The 18,174-nt window shown below is 54.2% G+C and carries 18 protein-coding genes; 17 read left to right on the plus strand and 1 reads right to left on the minus strand.

Annotated features, from left to right (window positions below):
• The first annotated feature begins 155 nt into the window (after positions 1–155).
• From B9L19_RS19265 to uvrC, 12 genes are all read left to right on the plus strand, one after another.
• Positions 156–440, plus strand: a complete 285-nt coding sequence (locus B9L19_RS19265; protein WP_241771956.1) for a type 2 periplasmic-binding domain-containing protein — start codon at positions 156–158, stop codon at positions 438–440.
• A gap of 144 nt (positions 441–584) precedes the next feature.
• Entirely contained in the window at positions 585–1,115 is a 531-nt protein-coding gene (gene ssuE / locus B9L19_RS04795) for an NADPH-dependent FMN reductase (protein WP_025949426.1), read from the plus strand.
• Between the two features lie 24 nt (positions 1,116–1,139).
• Positions 1,140–2,258, plus strand: a complete 1,119-nt coding sequence (gene ssuD, locus B9L19_RS04800; protein WP_025949425.1) for an FMNH2-dependent alkanesulfonate monooxygenase — start codon at positions 1,140–1,142, stop codon at positions 2,256–2,258.
• A gap of 136 nt (positions 2,259–2,394) precedes the next feature.
• The gene (locus B9L19_RS04805) at positions 2,395–3,600 is read left to right on the plus strand and encodes a hypothetical protein (protein ID WP_047752694.1); all 1,206 of its coding nucleotides are present in this window, start codon (positions 2,395–2,397) and stop codon (positions 3,598–3,600) included.
• Between the two features lie 219 nt (positions 3,601–3,819).
• Complete coding sequence (locus B9L19_RS04810; protein WP_047752695.1) at positions 3,820–4,764, plus strand: NAD-dependent epimerase/dehydratase family protein; 945 nt, start codon at positions 3,820–3,822, stop codon at positions 4,762–4,764.
• Positions 4,754–5,680: a lysylphosphatidylglycerol synthase transmembrane domain-containing protein gene (locus B9L19_RS04815; RefSeq protein ID WP_025949422.1), complete on the plus strand. Its 927-nt coding sequence runs from the start codon at positions 4,754–4,756 to the stop codon at positions 5,678–5,680. Before B9L19_RS04810 ends, B9L19_RS04815 begins: the two co-directional genes overlap by 11 nt.
• Positions 5,677–7,176, plus strand: a complete 1,500-nt coding sequence (locus B9L19_RS04820; RefSeq protein WP_047752700.1) for an alkaline phosphatase family protein — start codon at positions 5,677–5,679, stop codon at positions 7,174–7,176. The genes B9L19_RS04815 and B9L19_RS04820 overlap by 4 nt, the downstream gene beginning before the upstream one ends.
• Positions 7,133–7,894, plus strand: coding sequence for a glycosyltransferase family 2 protein (locus B9L19_RS04825; protein ID WP_025949420.1), 762 nt, complete (start codon positions 7,133–7,135; stop codon positions 7,892–7,894). The genes B9L19_RS04820 and B9L19_RS04825 overlap by 44 nt, the downstream gene beginning before the upstream one ends.
• Positions 7,895–7,986: 92 nt before the next feature.
• Complete coding sequence (locus B9L19_RS04830; protein WP_047752696.1) at positions 7,987–8,748, plus strand: hypothetical protein; 762 nt, start codon at positions 7,987–7,989, stop codon at positions 8,746–8,748.
• Positions 8,749–8,774: 26 nt separating this feature from the next.
• On the plus strand, positions 8,775–9,701 hold the full coding sequence (locus B9L19_RS04835; RefSeq protein WP_025949418.1) for an FTR1 family iron permease: 927 nt from the start codon (positions 8,775–8,777) through the stop codon (positions 9,699–9,701).
• A 48-nt stretch (positions 9,702–9,749) separates the two neighbouring features.
• The gene (locus B9L19_RS04840) at positions 9,750–11,183 is read left to right on the plus strand and encodes a hypothetical protein (protein WP_047752697.1); all 1,434 of its coding nucleotides are present in this window, start codon (positions 9,750–9,752) and stop codon (positions 11,181–11,183) included.
• 15 nt (positions 11,184–11,198) lie between these two features.
• Entirely contained in the window at positions 11,199–12,971 is a 1,773-nt protein-coding gene (gene uvrC, locus B9L19_RS04845) for an excinuclease ABC subunit UvrC (RefSeq protein WP_047752698.1), read from the plus strand.
• Positions 12,972–13,018: 47 nt separating this feature from the next.
• Here the strand turns inward: uvrC and B9L19_RS04850 are convergent, their stop codons facing one another.
• Positions 13,019–13,471, minus strand: a complete 453-nt coding sequence (locus B9L19_RS04850; protein ID WP_025949415.1) for a YslB family protein — start codon at positions 13,469–13,471, stop codon at positions 13,019–13,021.
• A 241-nt stretch (positions 13,472–13,712) separates the two neighbouring features.
• On the opposite strand from B9L19_RS04850, the gene B9L19_RS04855 reads away from it, so the two are divergent.
• The 5 genes from B9L19_RS04855 to B9L19_RS04875 all read left to right on the plus strand — a co-directional run bounded on the left by B9L19_RS04855 (position 13,713) and on the right by B9L19_RS04875 (position 18,168).
• Positions 13,713–14,321, plus strand: coding sequence for a succinate dehydrogenase cytochrome b558 subunit (locus B9L19_RS04855; RefSeq protein WP_047752699.1), 609 nt, complete (start codon positions 13,713–13,715; stop codon positions 14,319–14,321).
• Between the two features lie 215 nt (positions 14,322–14,536).
• Positions 14,537–16,294, plus strand: coding sequence for a succinate dehydrogenase flavoprotein subunit (gene sdhA / locus B9L19_RS04860; protein ID WP_025949413.1), 1,758 nt, complete (start codon positions 14,537–14,539; stop codon positions 16,292–16,294).
• A 1-nt stretch (position 16,295) separates the two neighbouring features.
• Positions 16,296–17,057: a succinate dehydrogenase iron-sulfur subunit gene (sdhB, locus tag B9L19_RS04865; protein ID WP_025949412.1), complete on the plus strand. Its 762-nt coding sequence runs from the start codon at positions 16,296–16,298 to the stop codon at positions 17,055–17,057.
• Positions 17,058–17,290: 233 nt separating this feature from the next.
• Positions 17,291–17,515, plus strand: a complete 225-nt coding sequence (locus B9L19_RS04870) for a helix-turn-helix domain-containing protein (protein WP_008881129.1) — start codon at positions 17,291–17,293, stop codon at positions 17,513–17,515.
• A gap of 209 nt (positions 17,516–17,724) precedes the next feature.
• On the plus strand, positions 17,725–18,168 hold the full coding sequence (locus B9L19_RS04875; protein WP_025949411.1) for a MarR family winged helix-turn-helix transcriptional regulator: 444 nt from the start codon (positions 17,725–17,727) through the stop codon (positions 18,166–18,168).
• Positions 18,169–18,174 lie beyond the last annotated feature (6 nt).

The following is an 18,174-nucleotide window of genomic DNA, read 5'->3' on the forward strand; positions in this document are numbered from 1 at the left end:
AAAACAGGAATGGCCGAGCGAATTGCACATCGGCTACCAAAAATCGTCGTTTTCTTTATTTTTAAAAGAGAAAGGATACTTGGAAAAACAATTGCAAAAGCATGGCACTCGGGCTTCCAAAACAATATGGATTTATCGTAGGACGGAAGGAGTATGTGAAACAGTATCCCGATGCAGTTCAGACGGTCATAGATCAATTGAACAAAGTTCATCAAGAAATTCACTCTTCTCCTGAGGAAGCAGCCCAACTGCTTGCGAAGGAAACAAAAATTGGAACAGAAATTTGGAAACGAACGTTGAGTCGAAGAGGGTATGGAGTGTTTCCGCTGACGAAGGAGGTGGTCGACGCCCAGCAACGCATTGCGGATCGTTTTTATGAGGTCGGGTTGATTCCAAAACGAATCGAGGTGAAAGATGCTGTGGCCGTCATAAAACAATGACAAGGACATCAAGCTGTCACAGCCGTTCATGAACACAAGCCGTTCTGTTAAACGATGGGCGTTGTAGACCTCTTTTGAGCAATGCATTGCCGAAACAAGCGATGTCCAGGACGATGGGGCCAAAAAGAATGTGGAGGGAATCACATGACAACGGTGGCCATTATTTCTGGAAGTCCGTCGCGCGCCTCGAAAACGAATCGAGTGGCCGAATGGGTGAGCGAGCAATTGCAACAGATCGGCCACACGGTATATGTCATCCGATTGCGCGATTTGCCGGCGGAAGATTTGCTTTATGCGCATTCATCAAGCGATTCGATTGTGAAAACACACGATTGGATCCGCCAGTCACGAGTGGTGGTTGTACTAAGTCCAGTGTATAAGGGAAGTTACACCGGCATTTTAAAAGCGTATTTGGATTTGCTGCCGGAAAAGGCGTTTTCTGGGAAGCTGGTTGTGCCGATTGTTACGGGAGGGACTATTGCTCATCTGTTGGCTCTCGAATATGCGCTCAAACCGATTTTCTCCATTTTGGGAGCGCGGGAAATCTTGCATGGCGTCTTTATTTTGGATTGGACATTGGGGCATGATGACGAAGGCCGCCTTGTTTTTTCTGACGATTTGTTGTCGAGGATGGAAGAGGTGATTCATTCCATTTCCCATGGCTCTGAAAAATGATCATGAGATAAGGAGGAAAGCAGTATGAAAGTTCTTTGGTTTATTCCTTCTCATGGCGACGGACGGTATTTAGGGACGGCAAAAGGCGGCCGCTCGCCGGAATACAGCTATTTCAAACAAGTGGCCCAAGCGGCTGACCGATTGGGATACGAAGGGGTGCTCATTCCAACGGGAAAATCGTGCGAAGATCCATGGCTGTTGGCGGCAGCGCTGGCGGCGGAAACGAAGCGATTGCGTTTTCTTGTCGCTGTTCGCCCAGGATTGATGACGCCAACATTGGCGGCGCGTATGGCCTCCACCTTCGATCGCATTTCCGATGGCCGTCTGCTTGTGAATGTCGTCGCCGGCGGCGATCCCGTTGAGTTGGCGGGGGATGGGCTGTTTTTGTCGCATGACGAACGGTATGAAGCGACGGATGAGTTTTTGACGATTTGGCGCCGATTGCTTGAAGGGGAAGAAGTGACGTTTGCAGGAAAGCACGTGTCAGTCAAAGGGGCGAAATTGTTGTTCCCGGCTGTGCAAAAACCGTATCCGCGCCTCTTTTTTGGCGGATCGTCCGATGCCGGGCAACAGGTTGCCGCCCGCCATGCGGACGTCTACTTGACTTGGGGGGAGCCGCCTAGACAGGTGAAAGAAAAAATAGAGCGGGTCAAGGAACTCGCTCGCCAAGAAGGAAGGGAAATGGAATTTGGCATTCGTCTCCACATTATTGTTCGCGAAACAGAAAAAGAAGCGTGGAAAGCGGCAGAGCGGTTGATTCAGCATGTAGATGGCCGGACGATTGAAGAGGCGCAGCGGGTGTTTGCCCGCTACGATTCCGTCGGGCAGCAACGGATGCGCGAGTTGCACAGGGGGAGGAAAGAGTCGTTGGAGATCAGCCCGAACCTTTGGGCGGGGATCGGGCTCGTGCGTGGCGGCGCGGGCACCGCACTGGTCGGCGATCCGGAAACAGTCGCTGAGCGTCTCCATGAATACGAGCAGCTTGGCATCCGCTACTTCATTTTATCGGGGTATCCGCATTTGGAAGAGGCGTATCGCGTGGCGGAATTGCTATTCCCGCTGTTGTCATTGGATGTTCCTTCTTCTTCCATTCGCGGCGAGGTGGTAGGTCACGAGTTTTTTCCAAATGTGATTAAGGTGTGATCGGTTCTAAAAAAGGGGATGCGCTGTGCACATCCCCCTTTTTTATTTTTGATTGACATTGAAATTCATGTTCTCTTATAATCATGCTTGTGTGATATTGATTATCATTTTTAGTGGGTGTGTGGGGGGATCGATCATGTCATGGAAATGGAAGTGGCTCGCTATATTCGCCGCCGCGGCGTTGGCGCTTGGCGCGTGCGGCCAGAGCAAGCAGACGGCGGGAACAGAAAAAGAAAGCAGCAACCAAACGGCTGTGGAGAAACAAGAAAAGCCGAACGAGGAAGAGAAGGCGGAGAATGAGAAAGAAGAAGCGGAAGTCGATTATGCCGCCGCCTTCAGCGAAGCGCTGGCAGAGCTTGAGAAAGCGAAACAAGGCGGAGCGGTCGACTTCGGCAAAGTGGAGAACATCTACAAAGAAAAGCTGCAGCCGCTTGTACAAAAACGTGACGCGGAATTTGAAGATACGCTTGACCAGCATATTACCACCGCGTTGACGGCCGGCAAAGACGGGTCGCTTGAGCCGTTGGTTGTCAAGCAAATTTTTGACAAACTGATGCAAAAAGTGTTTTACACGACGATCAAACATGAGTTTACCGAAGCAGAAGAGCATTGGGCCAATAAGGAAGAAGTAAAGGAAGAGCTTGAGGAAGCGAAGGCATTTTACGCGATTTTGCAGTCGACCGTGGAAAAGCGCGATGCGGCTTACGGAACGAAGTTGGTTGACGCGATCAACGGGGCGTTTGCCCAACTGGAGCAAGCGGTGCAAAACGATGATGCGCTCTCATTTGCCCTCGGCAAGCAAGTCGTGGACAAAACATTGATGAAAACATTCTATTTAGCGAGCGGAGCGCTGCCGCACGGTTATGCAGCGAAGGCGGCAGCCGAGGCGAAAGAAAACGGGGAAGACGCGAAAGTGGAACAGGCGGAAGGCTGGGCGTTTTATCAATCCGTCTATCCGTATATGAAACGGCATGCTGCGGAGGAGGCGGACTACATTTTGAAACAGTTTGACCTGCAAACCGATGTCAAAACGCTCGATCCGAAAGCGGTGAACCATGCGTTCGTGCGCGGATGGGCGAAAGTGGCGCTTCACGAATATGAAGAAAGCAAAGAAAATTGGGGGCAAGACAAGTCGGTGATCACCGCCTTAGAAGGCGCGCTCTTTATTAACATGATCGAACAGGATATCAAAACGCTGCTCGGCGACAAAGCATACACCGACTTGAACGAACAGGCGACACGCTACCTAGAGGCGGCAAAGGCAAAAAACAAAGCTGAGGGTGACAAATGGCTGCCGCAAATTGAAGCCGCCCTGCAACAAGTGATCGAAAAAGCGAAATAACCTAGCAAACAAGGGCGTCCACAGGACGCCCTTGTTTGACGAAGGAGGCAGCAGATTTGATGTCGGCAGAGTGCTCGAGGGTGGATGTCAGGCAGCTTGTGTGCCTTCAGGGCAGCCGTCTGTCCGGAAACGTTTGGTTTTTTTCATGACGCCGCGACTTTTCCGAGCGGCTGTGGTAAGATGCTGATGGATAGTCCATTTTGTAATGGGGTGAAACCGTTGAAAATCGTTGTCACTGGAGGAGCCGGATTTATTGGCAGCCATCTAGCCGCCCGGTTAAGCGGACTCGGATATGACGTGGCTGCAGTGGATTGTTTTCATCCCTATTATCCTGCCGAACGGAAAGCGCGGCAGTTTCAGGCGCTCACGGGCGGGCGGGTGCCGCTTGCCCGCTTCGATTTGCTCGACCGGGAACAAACGATGCGCTGGTTTGCCCAATGCCGCCCGGATGTCGTCTACCATTTGGCGGCGCTGCCGGGCGTGCCGTATTCCCTCGAGGAGCCGCTCGCGTATATCGATTATGACATCAAAGCGACGGTCAATGTGTTGGCGGCGGCGGGGGAAGCGGGGGCGGCGCATGTGCTGTTTGCCTCATCGTCATCGGTGTACGGCGACCGCGGCAATGTGCCGCTCCGGGAAGAGATGGCTGACGGCCGCGTCGTGTCGCCGTATGCGGCGGCGAAATACGGAGCGGAATCGTTTTGTCATGCCTATGCCCATTTGTATGGCTACCAAATGACGATTTTCCGCTATTTCACCGTTTACGGGCCGTGGGGTCGTCCGGATATGGCGATCGGCACGTTTTTGCACCGATTGCTGGCGGGCGAGGAGATTGTCGTGTATGGCAAGGGGACGGCGCGCGATTATACGTACATCGATGATATTGTGGAGGGCATGATCGCAGCACTTCACCGCAGCGGCGGGCGAAGCGAAGTGTTCAACTTGGGCGCCGGGGCGCCCGTCACCATGGAGCAGTTGCTCGCTGAGTTGCGGAAGCACTTTCCCGATATGAAAATCGTGCACGCGCCGGAGCGAAAAGGGGACGTGAAGGCAACATGGGCGGACATCACAAAGGCGGAAAGGGCGTTTGGTTACCGGCCGAACGTGCCGTTTGCCGAAGGGCTCGCCCGTACGGTGGCGTGGGCGCGTGAATATGAGCGGTAGGGCGGCCAAGGCGGGGCTCCAGGTTGCCGGAGCGGCCATGGTTGTTCTGTTTGGTTGGCTGACGTATCGCTATTTCGACGGCCGTGCGTTGCTTCGGCATCTCTCCGGGCTGGCCCGCCATCCGGCTGCCGTGGCTGCTGCGGTCTTCGTGTATGGCACGTCCTTTTGGCTGCGGGCATGGGCATGGAAGCAATATGTCGGGAAACCGCTCGTCTTTTCCATCTATTGGCGTGGGGTGTTGCTTAGCTTGTTGATCAATCATCTCGTCCCCGTCAAAATGGGCGATGCCGCCCGCGTCGCTGTGCTTGCCCGTCAGCCGGGTGTTTCCGCCGCTGAGGCGATTGAGTCGGTTGCGGTCATGCGGCTATTGGACATGGCCGTGCTGGGCGTTTTTGCGGCAGCGGGGGTGTATGTGTACATGCATTGGATTCCCGGCCTTCCGCTGGCGGGGGCGGCCGCCGCAGGGGGAGCGCTTGTGCTCGTGATGTTTCGCCGTCCGCTCCGCCTCGAACGGTTATGGCGCCGGTGGCGGACGGTGTTGCAGGGCCGCCGCGGTGTGGAGATCGCTGCGGCTGTGGCGGCGAGCTGGTTGTGTGAAGCGGCCGTCATTGGCGTGATCGCGAAAGCAGTCGGCATCCCGCTTTCCTTTGGACAGGCGGTGTGGGCAAACAGCGCGACCGTTTCCGGCCAGATCGCCCAAGTCGCCCCCGGCGGGATCGGAACATACGAGGCGGTGATGGCGTTTGCGTTGACCCGGCTCGGCGCACCGTGGGAGAAAGCATATGCGGCGGCAGTGTTGACCCATGCGTTTAAGTTTTTGTTTTCTTACGCCGCTGGTGCCGCGGTATTGTGGTTTTGGCGGTCCGACTGGCAGATGGTGCGGGGTGTATGGAAAAAGGAAAGGGAGAAGCGATGAAACAAGCATCACGATTCGAAAAAATCGCGGCGCGCTGCTGGAATTTGTTGAACGAAGGGAAACCGTTCACGCCGATTTTTGTCGCCGGAACGATGATGATCTACCATGCCGCTGATTGGATGGGCGGCTCATGGGGGTGGCTGCTCGGTCTGGCGGCGGCGTTGCCGCTGTTTGTCATCTACTATGTCTACGATTATCCATTGTTTTTGCGCAATTATTTATGGATCCCTTATGTGGTGTTTCTCATCGTTTGGTCGTTCGCTGATGCTTCGTTGTTGTTGTTGTTGGCGTCGGGGCTTTACTTTTTCTTTACCGTCTTTTTTTGGGGAACGCTTTATTACCATTTGCGCATCGGCACGTCGTGGTGGAATTTCACCCGCTTTTGGAAGCTGGTGCTGAAAAACAGCGATTCGACAAGCGGCAACGCCCAAGAGCAGCTGCCAAAATGTTTTCTTCTTTTGTCTGTATGGGAATACGCTTCACGGCAGATCGAGCAAGGAACGGCTTTGGCGCCGCTGTGTGGGGCGCTTTGGCTGTTTGCCGCTGGGGTGTGGCTGTTTTCATGGATTTTGCATCGGAATTTATTCGACTGGCAGCCGGAGATCATTCCGACTTATACGAACAATGTGCCGAGTCCAACCGTGCCGATCAGTGACAAAGTGTATGTCATTGTCATTGACGGCATGCGCAAAGACCGGTTTGAAGCGGCCAACGCCCCGTTTTTAAAGCAGTTGCGCGCGCAAGGGACGGAATTTGCGCAAATGGAGACCGTGTACCCGGCGCGCACGGTCGTTTGCTTCACCTCCATGTTCACCGGCACGTATCCGTTTGAGCACGGGATTCGCTCGAATATGGTGTGGAAGCTTGGGGCGAAAGTCGAAACGATTTTCGATTCGCTCCGAAAGATAGGGAAAACGGGCCGCTTGCTTGGCATCGCTCATTTGGTCGATTCGTTCGGCGATGATGTTGAAACGGTGACGGCCGTCATGCCGAACGACCTCGCCGACCGCTATATCATCGAGCGGGCGAAACGCATTGTGGAAGAGCAGCACCCGGACTTGCTCGTTGTGCAATTGATCGCCACCGACCAGACCGGCCATAGCCGTGGGGTGCTGTATGACGAGTATATCGAAAAAATTGAAGAAGCCGATGCGCTGATCGCAGAGTTTGTCGGTTGGCTTGAGGAGCGAGGCGAGCTTGAGCGCGCGACGCTGATCGTCTGCGCCGATCATGGCCAAGCGGATGGAATCGGCGGCCACGGCCACCTCGATGAAGGGGAGCGGTATGTGCCGTTTTTTCTATACGGCCCGGCGATTGAAGCAGGAAAACGAGTCGATGAGAAAAAAAGCCTTGTTTCGCTGGCGCCGACGATTGCCTATTTGCTTGGCGCGCCGTATCCGAGCCATAGCCGCGGCCCGGTTTTAATCGAAGCGATGCGGAAGGAGGAGAGCGATGAAGAAGCAGCGCGTCATCGTTTTTTTGCCGGCGCACAATGAAGAAGAAGCGATTAGGGAAGTGATTCGCCGCATTCCGCGTCATTTCCATCCCGATGTAGAGGTCAGCGTCTTGGTCATTGATGACGGGTCAACCGACCGGACCGCTGAAGCGGCGAAAGAAGCGGGAGCGGACTACATTTGCCGCTGGCCGGAAAACCGCGGCCTCGGCGCGGCGGTGCGGCGGGGGCTTAAAGAGTGTGTCCGTCTTGGCGCGGATATCGCGGTCATGATCGATGCCGACAACGAATATCCGCCCGAGCAAATTCCCGATCTGTTGGCGCCGATTTTCGCCGGTGAGGCCGACTATACGATCGGCTCGCGCTTCCTTGGCACGATTCGCGGCATGAAATGGCACCGCCGCCTCGGCAACTATGCCTTTACGTGGCTGCAGTCGCTCCTTCTCGGCCAGCGGCTGTACGACGGGCAATCCGGCATGCGTGCGTTTTCCCGCCAAGCGATGGAAGAGGCGGAAATCATTCATGATTACAACTACGCCCAAGTGCTGACGCTCAACTTAGTGCGCAAAGGGTTTCGACTAAAGGAAGTGCCGATCCGCTACCAAGTGCGGACGACCGGCCGCTCGTTCATCAAGTTCACCGCCTATATGACCGCGGTCATCCCGGCCATCTGGAAGGAAATGCGCCGCCCGGTAACAAAAGCGGTCATTGACCGAAAAGCGCATCTGCTTTCTTTGGAGGAGGAACGCCATTGTTCGTGAGGCGGCCCCCTTGGGCCGCTGGCCATTTTTCCACTATTGACAATGATGATGATAATGATTATCATTGATCTTGATGGAGGGGGATCAGAAACGTGAAAACATCCCGTTTCTTTTTTTACATAGCAGTGATCATTATTCTCAATCTCATTCCGCTGAAAGCATTCGCCTATTCATATGGAGACCCCAATAAAGAAGCAGTTGCCGAAGCTTACAAACAAATGAAGGAAAAGTTGAACGAACAGCCGCCGGATTTTGCCGAAGCGAAGGAAATTTTCGGAACCGTAAAAGAAGAAATCGATATGCATATGGGACCTGAGCCGTCCAAGGCGGTGCTTGCCGCCATCGAAGCGAAGGACCGCCAGGCGGTGATCAAGGACATGGAAAACATTTTAGTGCTCAATATCGCCCGCCGGTTGGACAATATTGAGGCGAACTTTGATCAGTACGACACGAGCAAGCGGCTGTTGGCAAAGGCGTTTGCGACGTATGAAGCGCTGTCGCCAATCATCCAAGGGAAAGACGCCGCGCTTGACAAACAGTTGCGCACCGAGTTTGACAAGGCGTTGCAGTCGCTTGGCAACCCGGGGCTGTTTGGCGTCGGCGAGAAAAAATCAGACATCAAAACGTTCAAGAAAAGCAAGGAAGCCATTTTATCGGCGTTGCAAAAGCAATTTGGCCTCAAAAGCCTAAAAGTCGGCCATTTTTCGGAAAGCGCCACGGAAAAGCCGGATGCAGTGCAAAAGAAAGAGTGGACCGATTTGTCCGAGGCCAAAAACTGGATTCCGATCATCGTCATCGTTGTCGTGGTTCTTGGCGCGGCCCTCATTTATGTGTGGCGTCGGAAGCGGGTTTAGTCCAAATATAAAGGGGAGGCGGGGGCATGGAAGTTCAAGCGCTGCTCATTACGTTTCGCGAAGCGCTGGAAGCGCTGCTTATCGTCGGCATCATCACGTCGTATTTGAAACGGGTCGGTCACCGCGAATACACGAAATACGTATGGCTTGGCGCCGCTCTCGCTGTGGCGGCGAGCGTCGGCGTCGCCATGTTGTTTCAGCTCGTCTTTACCGGTTTTGCGGCAATGGGAAGCGAGACGTATTTGAAAATCGGCATCATGATCGTCTCCGCGTTGCTCTTGACGCAAATGGTGTTCTGGATGGCCGAGCATAGCCGGGACATGAAAAAAAGCGTCGAAGGGAAAATGGACCAGTTTATTACCGCCGGCAATGTCGCCGGCATGGTCATCCACTCGTTTTTGGTCGTGCTGCGCGAAGGAGTGGAAACGGTCTTCTTCTTCGCCGCCATTACGCACGGCAACATCGGCGCGGCGATGCAAGGCTGGGGAGCGGCGACCGGGGTCGTCATTGCCGCTTTGGTCAGCTACTTCTTCTTTAAAGGAACGATGCGCATTCCGTTGAAGACGTTCTTTAAAGTGACCGGCGCATTTATCGTCCTGATCGCCGCTGGGCTGCTCGTGCAAGCGATTTCGATGATGCAGGACATTGGCCTCATTGGCAGCGTCATGCCGCATGTATATGATTTGACATGGCTGCTTCCAGAACATCCGATCGATTACGAACATTACGTGCGCGATCATGGCGTCGCCCCCGTCTTTTCCGGCGAAGTCGGCGTCTTTTTAAAAGCGCTGTTTGGCTATTCAGCGATGCCGTCGCTCGAGGAAATGATCGCCTATATCGGCTACTTCGTCGTCGTGTATTTGTTGGTGGCGAGCCGCCGCGGTCAAAAGAGCGCTGTGGTCGAGAAACCGCCGGCTGCCGTGTTGGATGAAAATAAAAAACGCGTCATGTAAACGTACAAGGCAGCAGCGCCTTGTACGTTTTCTTTGGAGGGGGATACGGTGGACAAACGGTTCGGCGACCGCTTTTGGATGGGCTCTGGTGTCGGAACGGCCGCTTGGTTGGTTGGCGCCTGTTTGTATTGGGCGAGCCCATATGCGGCCACATGGGATGAAGTGGATTTTGCCTTGGCGCTTAGACGCTATGATGTGTTGGCCATGCAGCCGCATTTCCCGGGCTATCCGTATTTTATTCTTGGCGGCATGGCAGTGCACGCTCTGGTCGCCAATCCGGCCAAAGCGCTTTCGATCTTGAATGTGCTCGTGTTGTGTTCCGCCGCCTTTCCCATCGTTTGGCTGCTCGCTCGCCATATGCCGCGTTCAGCGGCGCTATGGGCGGCGCTTTCGGTGCTTTCTTCAAGCTACGTGCTCCTGGCCGCCGCCAGACCGATGTCGGACGGCGCGGCGCTTGGCGTGCTTTGGTGGTACATATGGGCGGTGGAATGGGCGCGGCGGCGAACAACATGGCCGGCGCAGCTTTGGCCGGCCGTGTTGTTTAGCCTCCTCATGGGCATCCGTTTGTCTTATGCCCCGTTTGCTGCCGCGTTGTTGATCCTTTGGCATGAAGACTGGAAAACGCACCGCCGCCTTGGCCGCGTGGCGGCATCGCTGTTGGCGGCGGCCGCCTTTCAATTTGTTTGGGTGGCGGCGGTCGCGGCGACGGAAGGCGGCCTTTGGCCGTTTTTCAAGCTTGGCTGGGCGTTTGTCGTCGGTCATTTCAGCGACTGGGGGGGAACGGCGACGAGTCCGCTTCCATTTTGGGAGCGGGTGTGCCGCTTTGTCCTTGACAACTTTCTTTGGACCGGCATGGCCAGCCGAAACGCTTGGCTGCTGGCCGCCTATGCAGTGGTCGGCGCCATCGCCTGGCGCACGGGGCGGTTTCAGCGGCCGCGCCCGCTTGTCGTTTCCGCGTTGCTGTATGCCGTCTGGGCGCTATTGGCGCAAAACATTGAAAAGCCGCGCCACCTTCTTCCGTTGGTTCATTTTGCGCTGTTTTATGTGTGGGGCCGCTTTTTGGCTGCGCCGAAGGCATGGAGATTAGCGCTGGCGGCGGCGGTTGTGCTGCTGCAGTCTGCAATCGGCATCGGGCTGTTGCACGAGCAGGCAAAGACGCCCCCGGCTGTGTATCAGCTTGCCGACGATTTGCGTGACAAGCCGCAGCCGTTTGTGGTATATACGTGGGAGGAGACGCGCGTGTTCGATTATTTGCACGTTCCGTTTCCGCATAAAGATGTGTTCCATTTTTCCTTCTTTTTGCAAGACAAAGAAAACTATCGCCATGCTACAATTTATATGACCAATCATGTTGTTGACGGGTTTCGCGCCCAAGGAGTCGATGTTTCCCGCCATGTGCGCAAAGTGAAGACGTATCGTTCCAGTCCTCTTGCCGATCCGGTGTACGGAACGATTACGCTGTACGAATGGGTCGAGGAATAGGATGGAGTGATGGCCATGAACGACCGGCTGAAGGAAAAGCTGTCCGTGCTCCCGGAACAGCCGGGCTGCTATTTAATGAAAGACAAACACGGAACGGTCATTTATGTCGGCAAGGCGAAGTCGTTGAAGGCGCGCGTCCGCTCGTATTTTACCGGGACGCATGATGGCAAAACGCAGCGGCTTGTGGAGGAAATCGCCGATTTCGAATACATCGTCACCTCGTCAAACGCCGAGGCGCTCATTTTGGAGATGAATTTGATCAAAAAGCATGATCCGAAATACAACGTCATGCTCAAGGATGATAAAAGCTATCCGTTTATTAAAATCACCGCGGAACAACATCCGCGCCTGCTCATCACCCGCAAGGTGAAAAAAGACGGCGGCAAATATTTCGGCCCGTATCCGAACGTGCAGGCGGCGAACGAAACGAAAAAGCTGCTCGACCGTTTGTATCCGCTCCGCAAATGTTCGACGCTGCCTTCGCGCGCCTGTTTGTATTACCATATGGGCCAATGCCTCGCCCCGTGCGTCCACCCGGTGTCGGACGAACAAAATAAGGCGATGGTTGAACAAATCGTCCGCTTTTTAAACGGCGGGTATGAAGACGTAAAGCAGGAGTTGGCCGAGAAAATGCACGAGGCGGCCGAAGCGCTCGAGTTTGAGCGGGCGAAAGAATACCGCGATCAAATTGCAGCGATTGAGATGACGATGGAAAAGCAAAAAATGATGCTCAACGACTTCATCGACCGCGATGTATTCGGCTATGCGTACGACAAGGGCTGGATGTGCGTGCAAGTGTTTTTCCTTCGCCAAGGGAAGCTGATTGAGCGCGACGTGTCGATCTTCCCGCTTTACCAAGACCCGGATGAGGAAATGCTTACGTTTTTGGGTCAGTTTTATGCGAAAGCGCATCATTTGAAGCCAAAAGAAGTCGTCCTCCCGTCCGACATTGACGGCGAGCTCGCCCGCGAATTGCTCGGCGTTGCCGTCGTCCAGCCGAAAAAAGGGAAGAAAAAAGAGCTTGTTGAGCTGGCGAGCCAAAACGCGGCCATTGCTCTGAAAGAAAAATTTTATTTCATCGAGCGGGACGAAGAACGGACGATCAAAGCGGTCGAACGTCTCGGAGAGCGTCTTGGCATTCCGGCGCCGCGCCGCATCGAGGCGTTTGACAACTCGAACATTTACGGGGCCGATCCAGTCTCAGCGCTCGTCGTTTTCCTTGACGGAAAGCCGGCGAAAAAAGAATACCGAAAATATAAGGTGAAAACGGTCGCGGGGCCGAACGATTATGAAACGATGCGCGAAGTCGTGCGCCGCCGCTATACGCGCGTGTTGAAAGAAGGATTGCCGCTTCCTGACCTCATCATCATCGACGGCGGCAAAGGCCACCTGTCGGCGGTGCGGGATGTGCTCGAAAACGAACTTGGACTGGATGTGCCGCTGGCTGGATTGGCGAAAGACGAAAAACATCGCACATCAGAGCTTTTGGCGGGCGACCCGCCGGATGTCGTGCCGCTTGACCGGCAAAGCCAAGAGTTTTATTTGTTGCAGCGCATTCAAGACGAAGTGCACCGGTTTGCGGTCACGTTCCACCGTCAGACGCGGCAGAAGACGATGTTCCATTCCGTGCTTGATGACATTCCCGGCGTCGGGGAAAAGCGGAAAAAAGCGCTCTTGAATTATTTCGGCTCGGTGAAAAAGATGAAAGAGGCGACGGTGGAAGAGCTGCAGCGGGCGAACATTCCACGGGCGGTGGCGGAGAACATCTATGAAAAACTGCATGAATAATGCGGAACGGGCGCCTGTTTTGCGAGCGGGCGCCCGTTCGTTGCATGTCATTCGACCGCCTGCTTCCGATCCCATTTCACCAAAATGCGCGCTTTGCCGTCCCGCTTTGGCGGCAGTTCGACCGCTTCGGTGACGAACCGCTTTTGTTGTTCGATTTGCTGGGCGAGAAATCCCGCCTCAAGCTGGAACGAGCAGCTGCCGTACAAGGAAAAGCGGGCGGCGATGATAGGACCCGACAGCTCGATATCGAGTTCGTCGTTTCGCTCTTCGCCGGTTGAGAGCTCCCCCCAGCCCGCCCGTTCAAAAAATACGGCGACGTCATCGAGCGTTCCGAGCGGGTAGCGCCGCGCCAGCTGTTTGCCGGCCCAGTACAGCAGCGAAGCGGCATCTTTGCCAAGCAGCTCGGGAAGAAGCGAATGGCGGAGCAGCTCAACACCGAAGGCGGACTGCGTGATGGCGCTGAACGCCTGATATAGATCCTCGAATGATGGCTGTTTCATTATGTCCCCCTCTTTCTTTCCATTTTCCCATTATAGCGGAATTGCTGCCGAAGTGCATCCTCTTTCCTAAGGTGGCGCAACTATGAGAATGTTTGAACATTTTGTGTCAGTGTTTTCTTGACGCTTGTACAATGTGGGAGTACAATGAATGTGACAAGCGAATCGGGAATGGAAGACGTTTCCGTTTCCGCATGGCGAGCGAGAGGGACATATTTTTATTCAATTGAAGGGGGTTTACATAATGGCAGGGAATCGCGAGTTTTACTATCGCCGGCTCCATTCGCTGCTCGGGGTTATCCCCGTTGGGGTTTTCTTAGTGCAGCACTTGGTCGTCAACCATTTTGCGACCCGTGGGCCGGAAGCGTTTAACCGGGCGGCGGCGTTTATGGAAAACTTGCCGTTCCGCTATTTTCTTGAAATTTTTGTTATTTTTCTTCCGTTGTTGTTCCACGCTGTATACGGCATTTATATCGCGTTTACAGCCAAATTCAACACTCGCCAGTACGGCTATTTTCGCAACTGGATGTTCATGCTTCAGCGGATCACCGGCATCATTACATTGATTTTTGTCGTCTGGCATGTGTATGAAACGCGGGTGCAGGCTGCATTCGGCGTCCAAGTGAACTACGACATGATGGCCAACATTGTCGACAATCCGTTTATGCTCGGATTTTATATCGTTGGAATCTTGTCCACGGTCTTTCACTTCGCCAACGGCTTATGGTCGTTCTGCGTCAGCTGGGGGTTGACGGTGTCCCCTCGTTCACAGCAAGTATTTACGTACATTACGATGATTATTTTCATCGCGCTTTCCATTGTCGGCATTCGCGCCATCTTGGCGTTTGCGTGAAATCAATTTGACAGGGAACGATGTCGCTTCTACAAAGGAAGCGGTTGAAGTCACTTAGGTTGGTGTGAGATCAATTTGACGACGAATCGCTGCGTTGGCGCGCGGTGGATCACGTCTCAGCCGCCTCCGAACGATCGCTTGGTCGATGGCGGGCCGGCAAGGCAAAACGTGCGGCATGCAAGCAAAAGCAGCAATCTATTAGGGAGTGAGTAGCTATGAAAAAAGGGAAAATCATCGTTGTTGGCGGTGGATTGGCCGGTTTGATGGCCACGATTAAAATCGCCGAAGCGGGAGTGCCTGTCGAGCTGTTTTCGCTCGTTCCGGTAAAGCGTTCTCACTCCGTCTGTGCCCAAGGCGGCATTAACGGAGCGGTCAACACGAAAGGGGAAGGCGACTCGCCGTGGGAGCATTTTGACGACACCGTCTATGGCGGGGACTTCTTGGCGAACCAGCCTCCGGTCAAAGCGATGTGTGAAGCGGCGCCGGGGATCATTTACATGCTCGATCGGATGGGTGTCATGTTCAACCGGACGCCGGAAGGGTTGCTTGACTTCCGCCGTTTTGGGGGGACGCAGCACCATCGGACCGCTTATGCTGGGGCGACGACCGGGCAGCAAATTTTGTATGCGCTTGACGAACAAGTGCGCCGCCATGAAGTGGCCGGGCTCGTCACGAAATATGAGCATTGGGAGTTTTTAGGCGTCGTTTTGGATGACGAGCAAATTTGCCGCGGCATCGTCGCACAAGATTTGCGGTCCATGGAAATCAAAGCGTTTCCAGCTGATGCCGTCATTTTGGCGACCGGCGGCCCGGGGATTATTTTTGGGAAATCGACGAATTCGGTCATCAACACTGGTTCAGCGGCTTCGATCGCCTATCAGCAAGGCGTTTACTACGCGAACGGCGAGTTCATCCAAATTCACCCGACCGCCATTCCAGGCGACGACAAGCTCCGCCTGATGAGTGAATCGGCGCGCGGGGAAGGTGGACGGGTTTGGACATATAAAGACGGCAAGCCGTGGTACTTCCTTGAGGAAAAATATCCGGCTTACGGGAACTTGGTGCCGCGCGACATCGCCGCTCGGGAAATTTTCCACGTTTGCGTCGATTTGAAGCTCGGCATCAATGGCGAAAACATGGTGTATTTGGATTTGTCACATAAAGATCCGAAAGAGTTGGATGTTAAGCTCGGCGGCATTATCGAAATTTACGAGAAGTTCATGGGCGAAGACCCGCGCAAAGTGCCGATGAAGGTGTTCCCGGCCGTTCACTACTCGATGGGCGGCTTATGGGTCGACTATGACCAAATGACGAACATCAAAGGGTTGTTTGCTGCCGGCGAGTGCGACTATTCGATTCACGGGGCGAACCGCCTCGGGGCGAACTCGCTTCTGTCGGCGATTTACGGCGGAATGGTCGCCGGCCCGAACGCCGTCCGCTACATCCGCGGCCTCGAGAAATCGGCCGATGCGATGCCGTCGACGTTGTACGATCGTTATGTCAAACAAGAGCAGGAAAAATGGGAAAACATTTTGGCGATGGACGGCACGGAAAACGCCTATGTGCTGCATAAAGAACTCGGTGAATGGATGACGGCGAACGTGACGATCGTCCGCTACAATGACCGGCTGCTCAAAACAGATGAAAAAATTCAAGAGTTGATGGAGCGGTACAAAAACATCAGCGTCACCGACACGTCGAGATGGAGCAACCAAGGAGCGACGTTTATCCGCCAGCTGTACAACATGCTGCAGCTTGCCCGCGTCATTACGCTTGGCGCTTATTATCGCAATGAAAGCCGCGGCGCGCACTACAAGCCGGAGTTTCCGGAGCGCAACGACGAAGAATGGCTGAAAACGACGATGGCCCGCTACACGCCAGATGGTCCGGCGTTCCATTATGAAGACGTTGACGTCTCGTTGATTAAACCGCGCAAGCGCGACTACAGCAAAAAGAAAGAGGAAGTGAAGTAAGATGAGCGAGAACAAAACGGTTCGATTCATCATCACCCGTCAAGATCGCCCGGATTCCGATCCGTATGAAGAGGAGTTTGTCATCCCATACCGCCCGAACATGAACGTTATTTCGGCGCTCATGGAAATTCGCCGCAATCCGGTCAACGCCAAAGGGGAAAAAACGACGCCGGTCGCTTGGGAAATGAACTGTCTCGAAGAAGTGTGCGGAGCCTGTTCGATGGTCATTAACGGCAAACCGCGCCAAGCGTGCGCCGCGCTCATTGACAAACTCGAGCAGCCGATCCGCCTGGAGCCGATGCGCACATTCCCGGTCATCCGCGACTTGGTCATCGATCGGAGCCGGATGTTTGATGCGCTAAAACGCGTCAAAGCATGGATTCCGATCGACGGAACGTACGACTTGGGCCCGGGGCCGCGCATGCCCGAGCGGAAGCGGCAATGGGCGTACGAGCTGTCCAAATGCATGACGTGCGGCGTCTGCTTGGAAGCGTGCCCGAACGTCAACAGCAAGTCCAACTTTATTGGCCCGGCGCCGCTGTCGCAAGTGCGGCTGTTTAACGCTCACCCGACCGGGGCGATGCATAAAGCCGAACGGTTGCGGGCGATTATGGGCGACGGTGGACTGGCCAACTGCGGCAACTCGCAAAACTGCGTGCAATCGTGCCCGAAGGGCATTCCGTTGACGACATCGATCGCGGCGTTAAACCGCGAAACGACGATTCAAATGTTCCGCGATTTCTTTGGCAGCGACGAAGTGTAGCGGCAGAATCAAAAATCCCCTTCATTCGAATAGACATGAGGGGGATTTTTTGTTTTGCTAGACAAGCGGCAGCCAACCGCCTCCGGCGAACCGAAAGATGAAGAAAAAAAGACCCATTTTTCTAGTAGATAAGCAAATTTTCGTCACCGCCGCTCTTGCTCTCACATACGATATGGCGAGGAAATACCCATCCGGCAGTTCGGGCCCATTGAGAGCAAGGAGGGTTACAACCGTTGAAGGACAAATCGTTTCAATCGAAGCCGCTTTTGACCAAAAGAGAAAAAGAAGTCTTCGAATTGCTCGTGCAAGACAAGACGACGAAAGAGATCGCCAAAGAGCTGTTTATCAGCGAGAAAACGGTTCGCAACCATATTTCGAATGCGATGCAAAAGCTTGGGGTCAAGGGGCGCTCGCAAGCTGTCATTGAATTGCTTCGAATGGGCGAACTTGAACTATAAACGATGCCGGCTTTCCTTGTTGGACAGCCGGCTGTTATGTTCCCTTGCGGCCGGACGAGGCTTGGCGCCCGTCCGGCCTTCGTCCGCGGCGGCCGCCGCATTTTTTTTGTTGATTCTCTTTTTTAGTGTTGTAAAATGAAAAGTAAGAATAGCTGTTGACGCAAGCCGCCGTTTGAGGCTGGCCGCGGAAACGATCAAGGAGAGATGGTATGCCGTCTGCGATGAATGAAAGAACGGTCGCCGAGTTGGAAAAATTGCTTCGCTATATCGCCGCCAATTTGAAACAGCGCGGCCGTGAAATTTTAACCAACTATCCGATCACCCCACCGCAATTTGTCGCCCTGCAGTGGCTGCTTGAAGAAGGGGACTTGACGGTCGGCGAGTTATCGAACAAAATGTATTTGGCGTGCAGCACGACGACCGACTTGGTCGATCGCATGGAGCGGAACGGACTTGTCGCCAGAGTCCGCGATGAACACGACCGCCGCGTTGTCCGCATTCACTTGTTGGAAAAAGGCGAGCGCATCATTGAGGAAGTGATTGAAAAACGCCAGAGAGATTTAGCCAAAGTGCTAGAAAATTTTTCAGACGAGGAAATCGTCCTCTTTGAGCGATGTTTGCGCAAATTGCATCAAGAAATGACGAAAGAATGAGGCGAT

It is taken from the genome of Geobacillus thermocatenulatus, assembly GCF_002217655.1.
GTDB lineage: Bacteria > Bacillota > Bacilli > Bacillales > Anoxybacillaceae > Geobacillus > Geobacillus thermocatenulatus.

Coding starts and splice junctions, on each gene's coding strand:
- sdhB (WP_025949412.1), top strand. CDS start 16,296: ATGAGCGAGAACAAAACGGTTCGATTCATCATCACCCGTCAAGATCGC.
- sdhA (WP_025949413.1), top strand. CDS start 14,537: ATGAAAAAAGGGAAAATCATCGTTGTTGGCGGTGGATTGGCCGGTTTG.
- B9L19_RS04835 (WP_025949418.1), top strand. CDS start 8,775: ATGGAAGTTCAAGCGCTGCTCATTACGTTTCGCGAAGCGCTGGAAGCG.
- ssuE (WP_025949426.1), top strand. CDS start 585: ATGACAACGGTGGCCATTATTTCTGGAAGTCCGTCGCGCGCCTCGAAA.
- B9L19_RS04815 (WP_025949422.1), top strand. CDS start 4,754: ATGAGCGGTAGGGCGGCCAAGGCGGGGCTCCAGGTTGCCGGAGCGGCC.
- ssuD (WP_025949425.1), top strand. CDS start 1,140: ATGAAAGTTCTTTGGTTTATTCCTTCTCATGGCGACGGACGGTATTTA.
- B9L19_RS04805 (WP_047752694.1), top strand. CDS start 2,395: ATGTCATGGAAATGGAAGTGGCTCGCTATATTCGCCGCCGCGGCGTTG.
- B9L19_RS04825 (WP_025949420.1), top strand. CDS start 7,133: ATGAAGAAGCAGCGCGTCATCGTTTTTTTGCCGGCGCACAATGAAGAA.
- uvrC (WP_047752698.1), top strand. CDS start 11,199: ATGAACGACCGGCTGAAGGAAAAGCTGTCCGTGCTCCCGGAACAGCCG.
- B9L19_RS04820 (WP_047752700.1), top strand. CDS start 5,677: ATGAAACAAGCATCACGATTCGAAAAAATCGCGGCGCGCTGCTGGAAT.
- B9L19_RS04850 (WP_025949415.1), bottom strand. CDS start 13,471: ATGAAACAGCCATCATTCGAGGATCTATATCAGGCGTTCAGCGCCATC.
- B9L19_RS04875 (WP_025949411.1), top strand. CDS start 17,725: ATGCCGTCTGCGATGAATGAAAGAACGGTCGCCGAGTTGGAAAAATTG.
- B9L19_RS04855 (WP_047752699.1), top strand. CDS start 13,713: ATGGCAGGGAATCGCGAGTTTTACTATCGCCGGCTCCATTCGCTGCTC.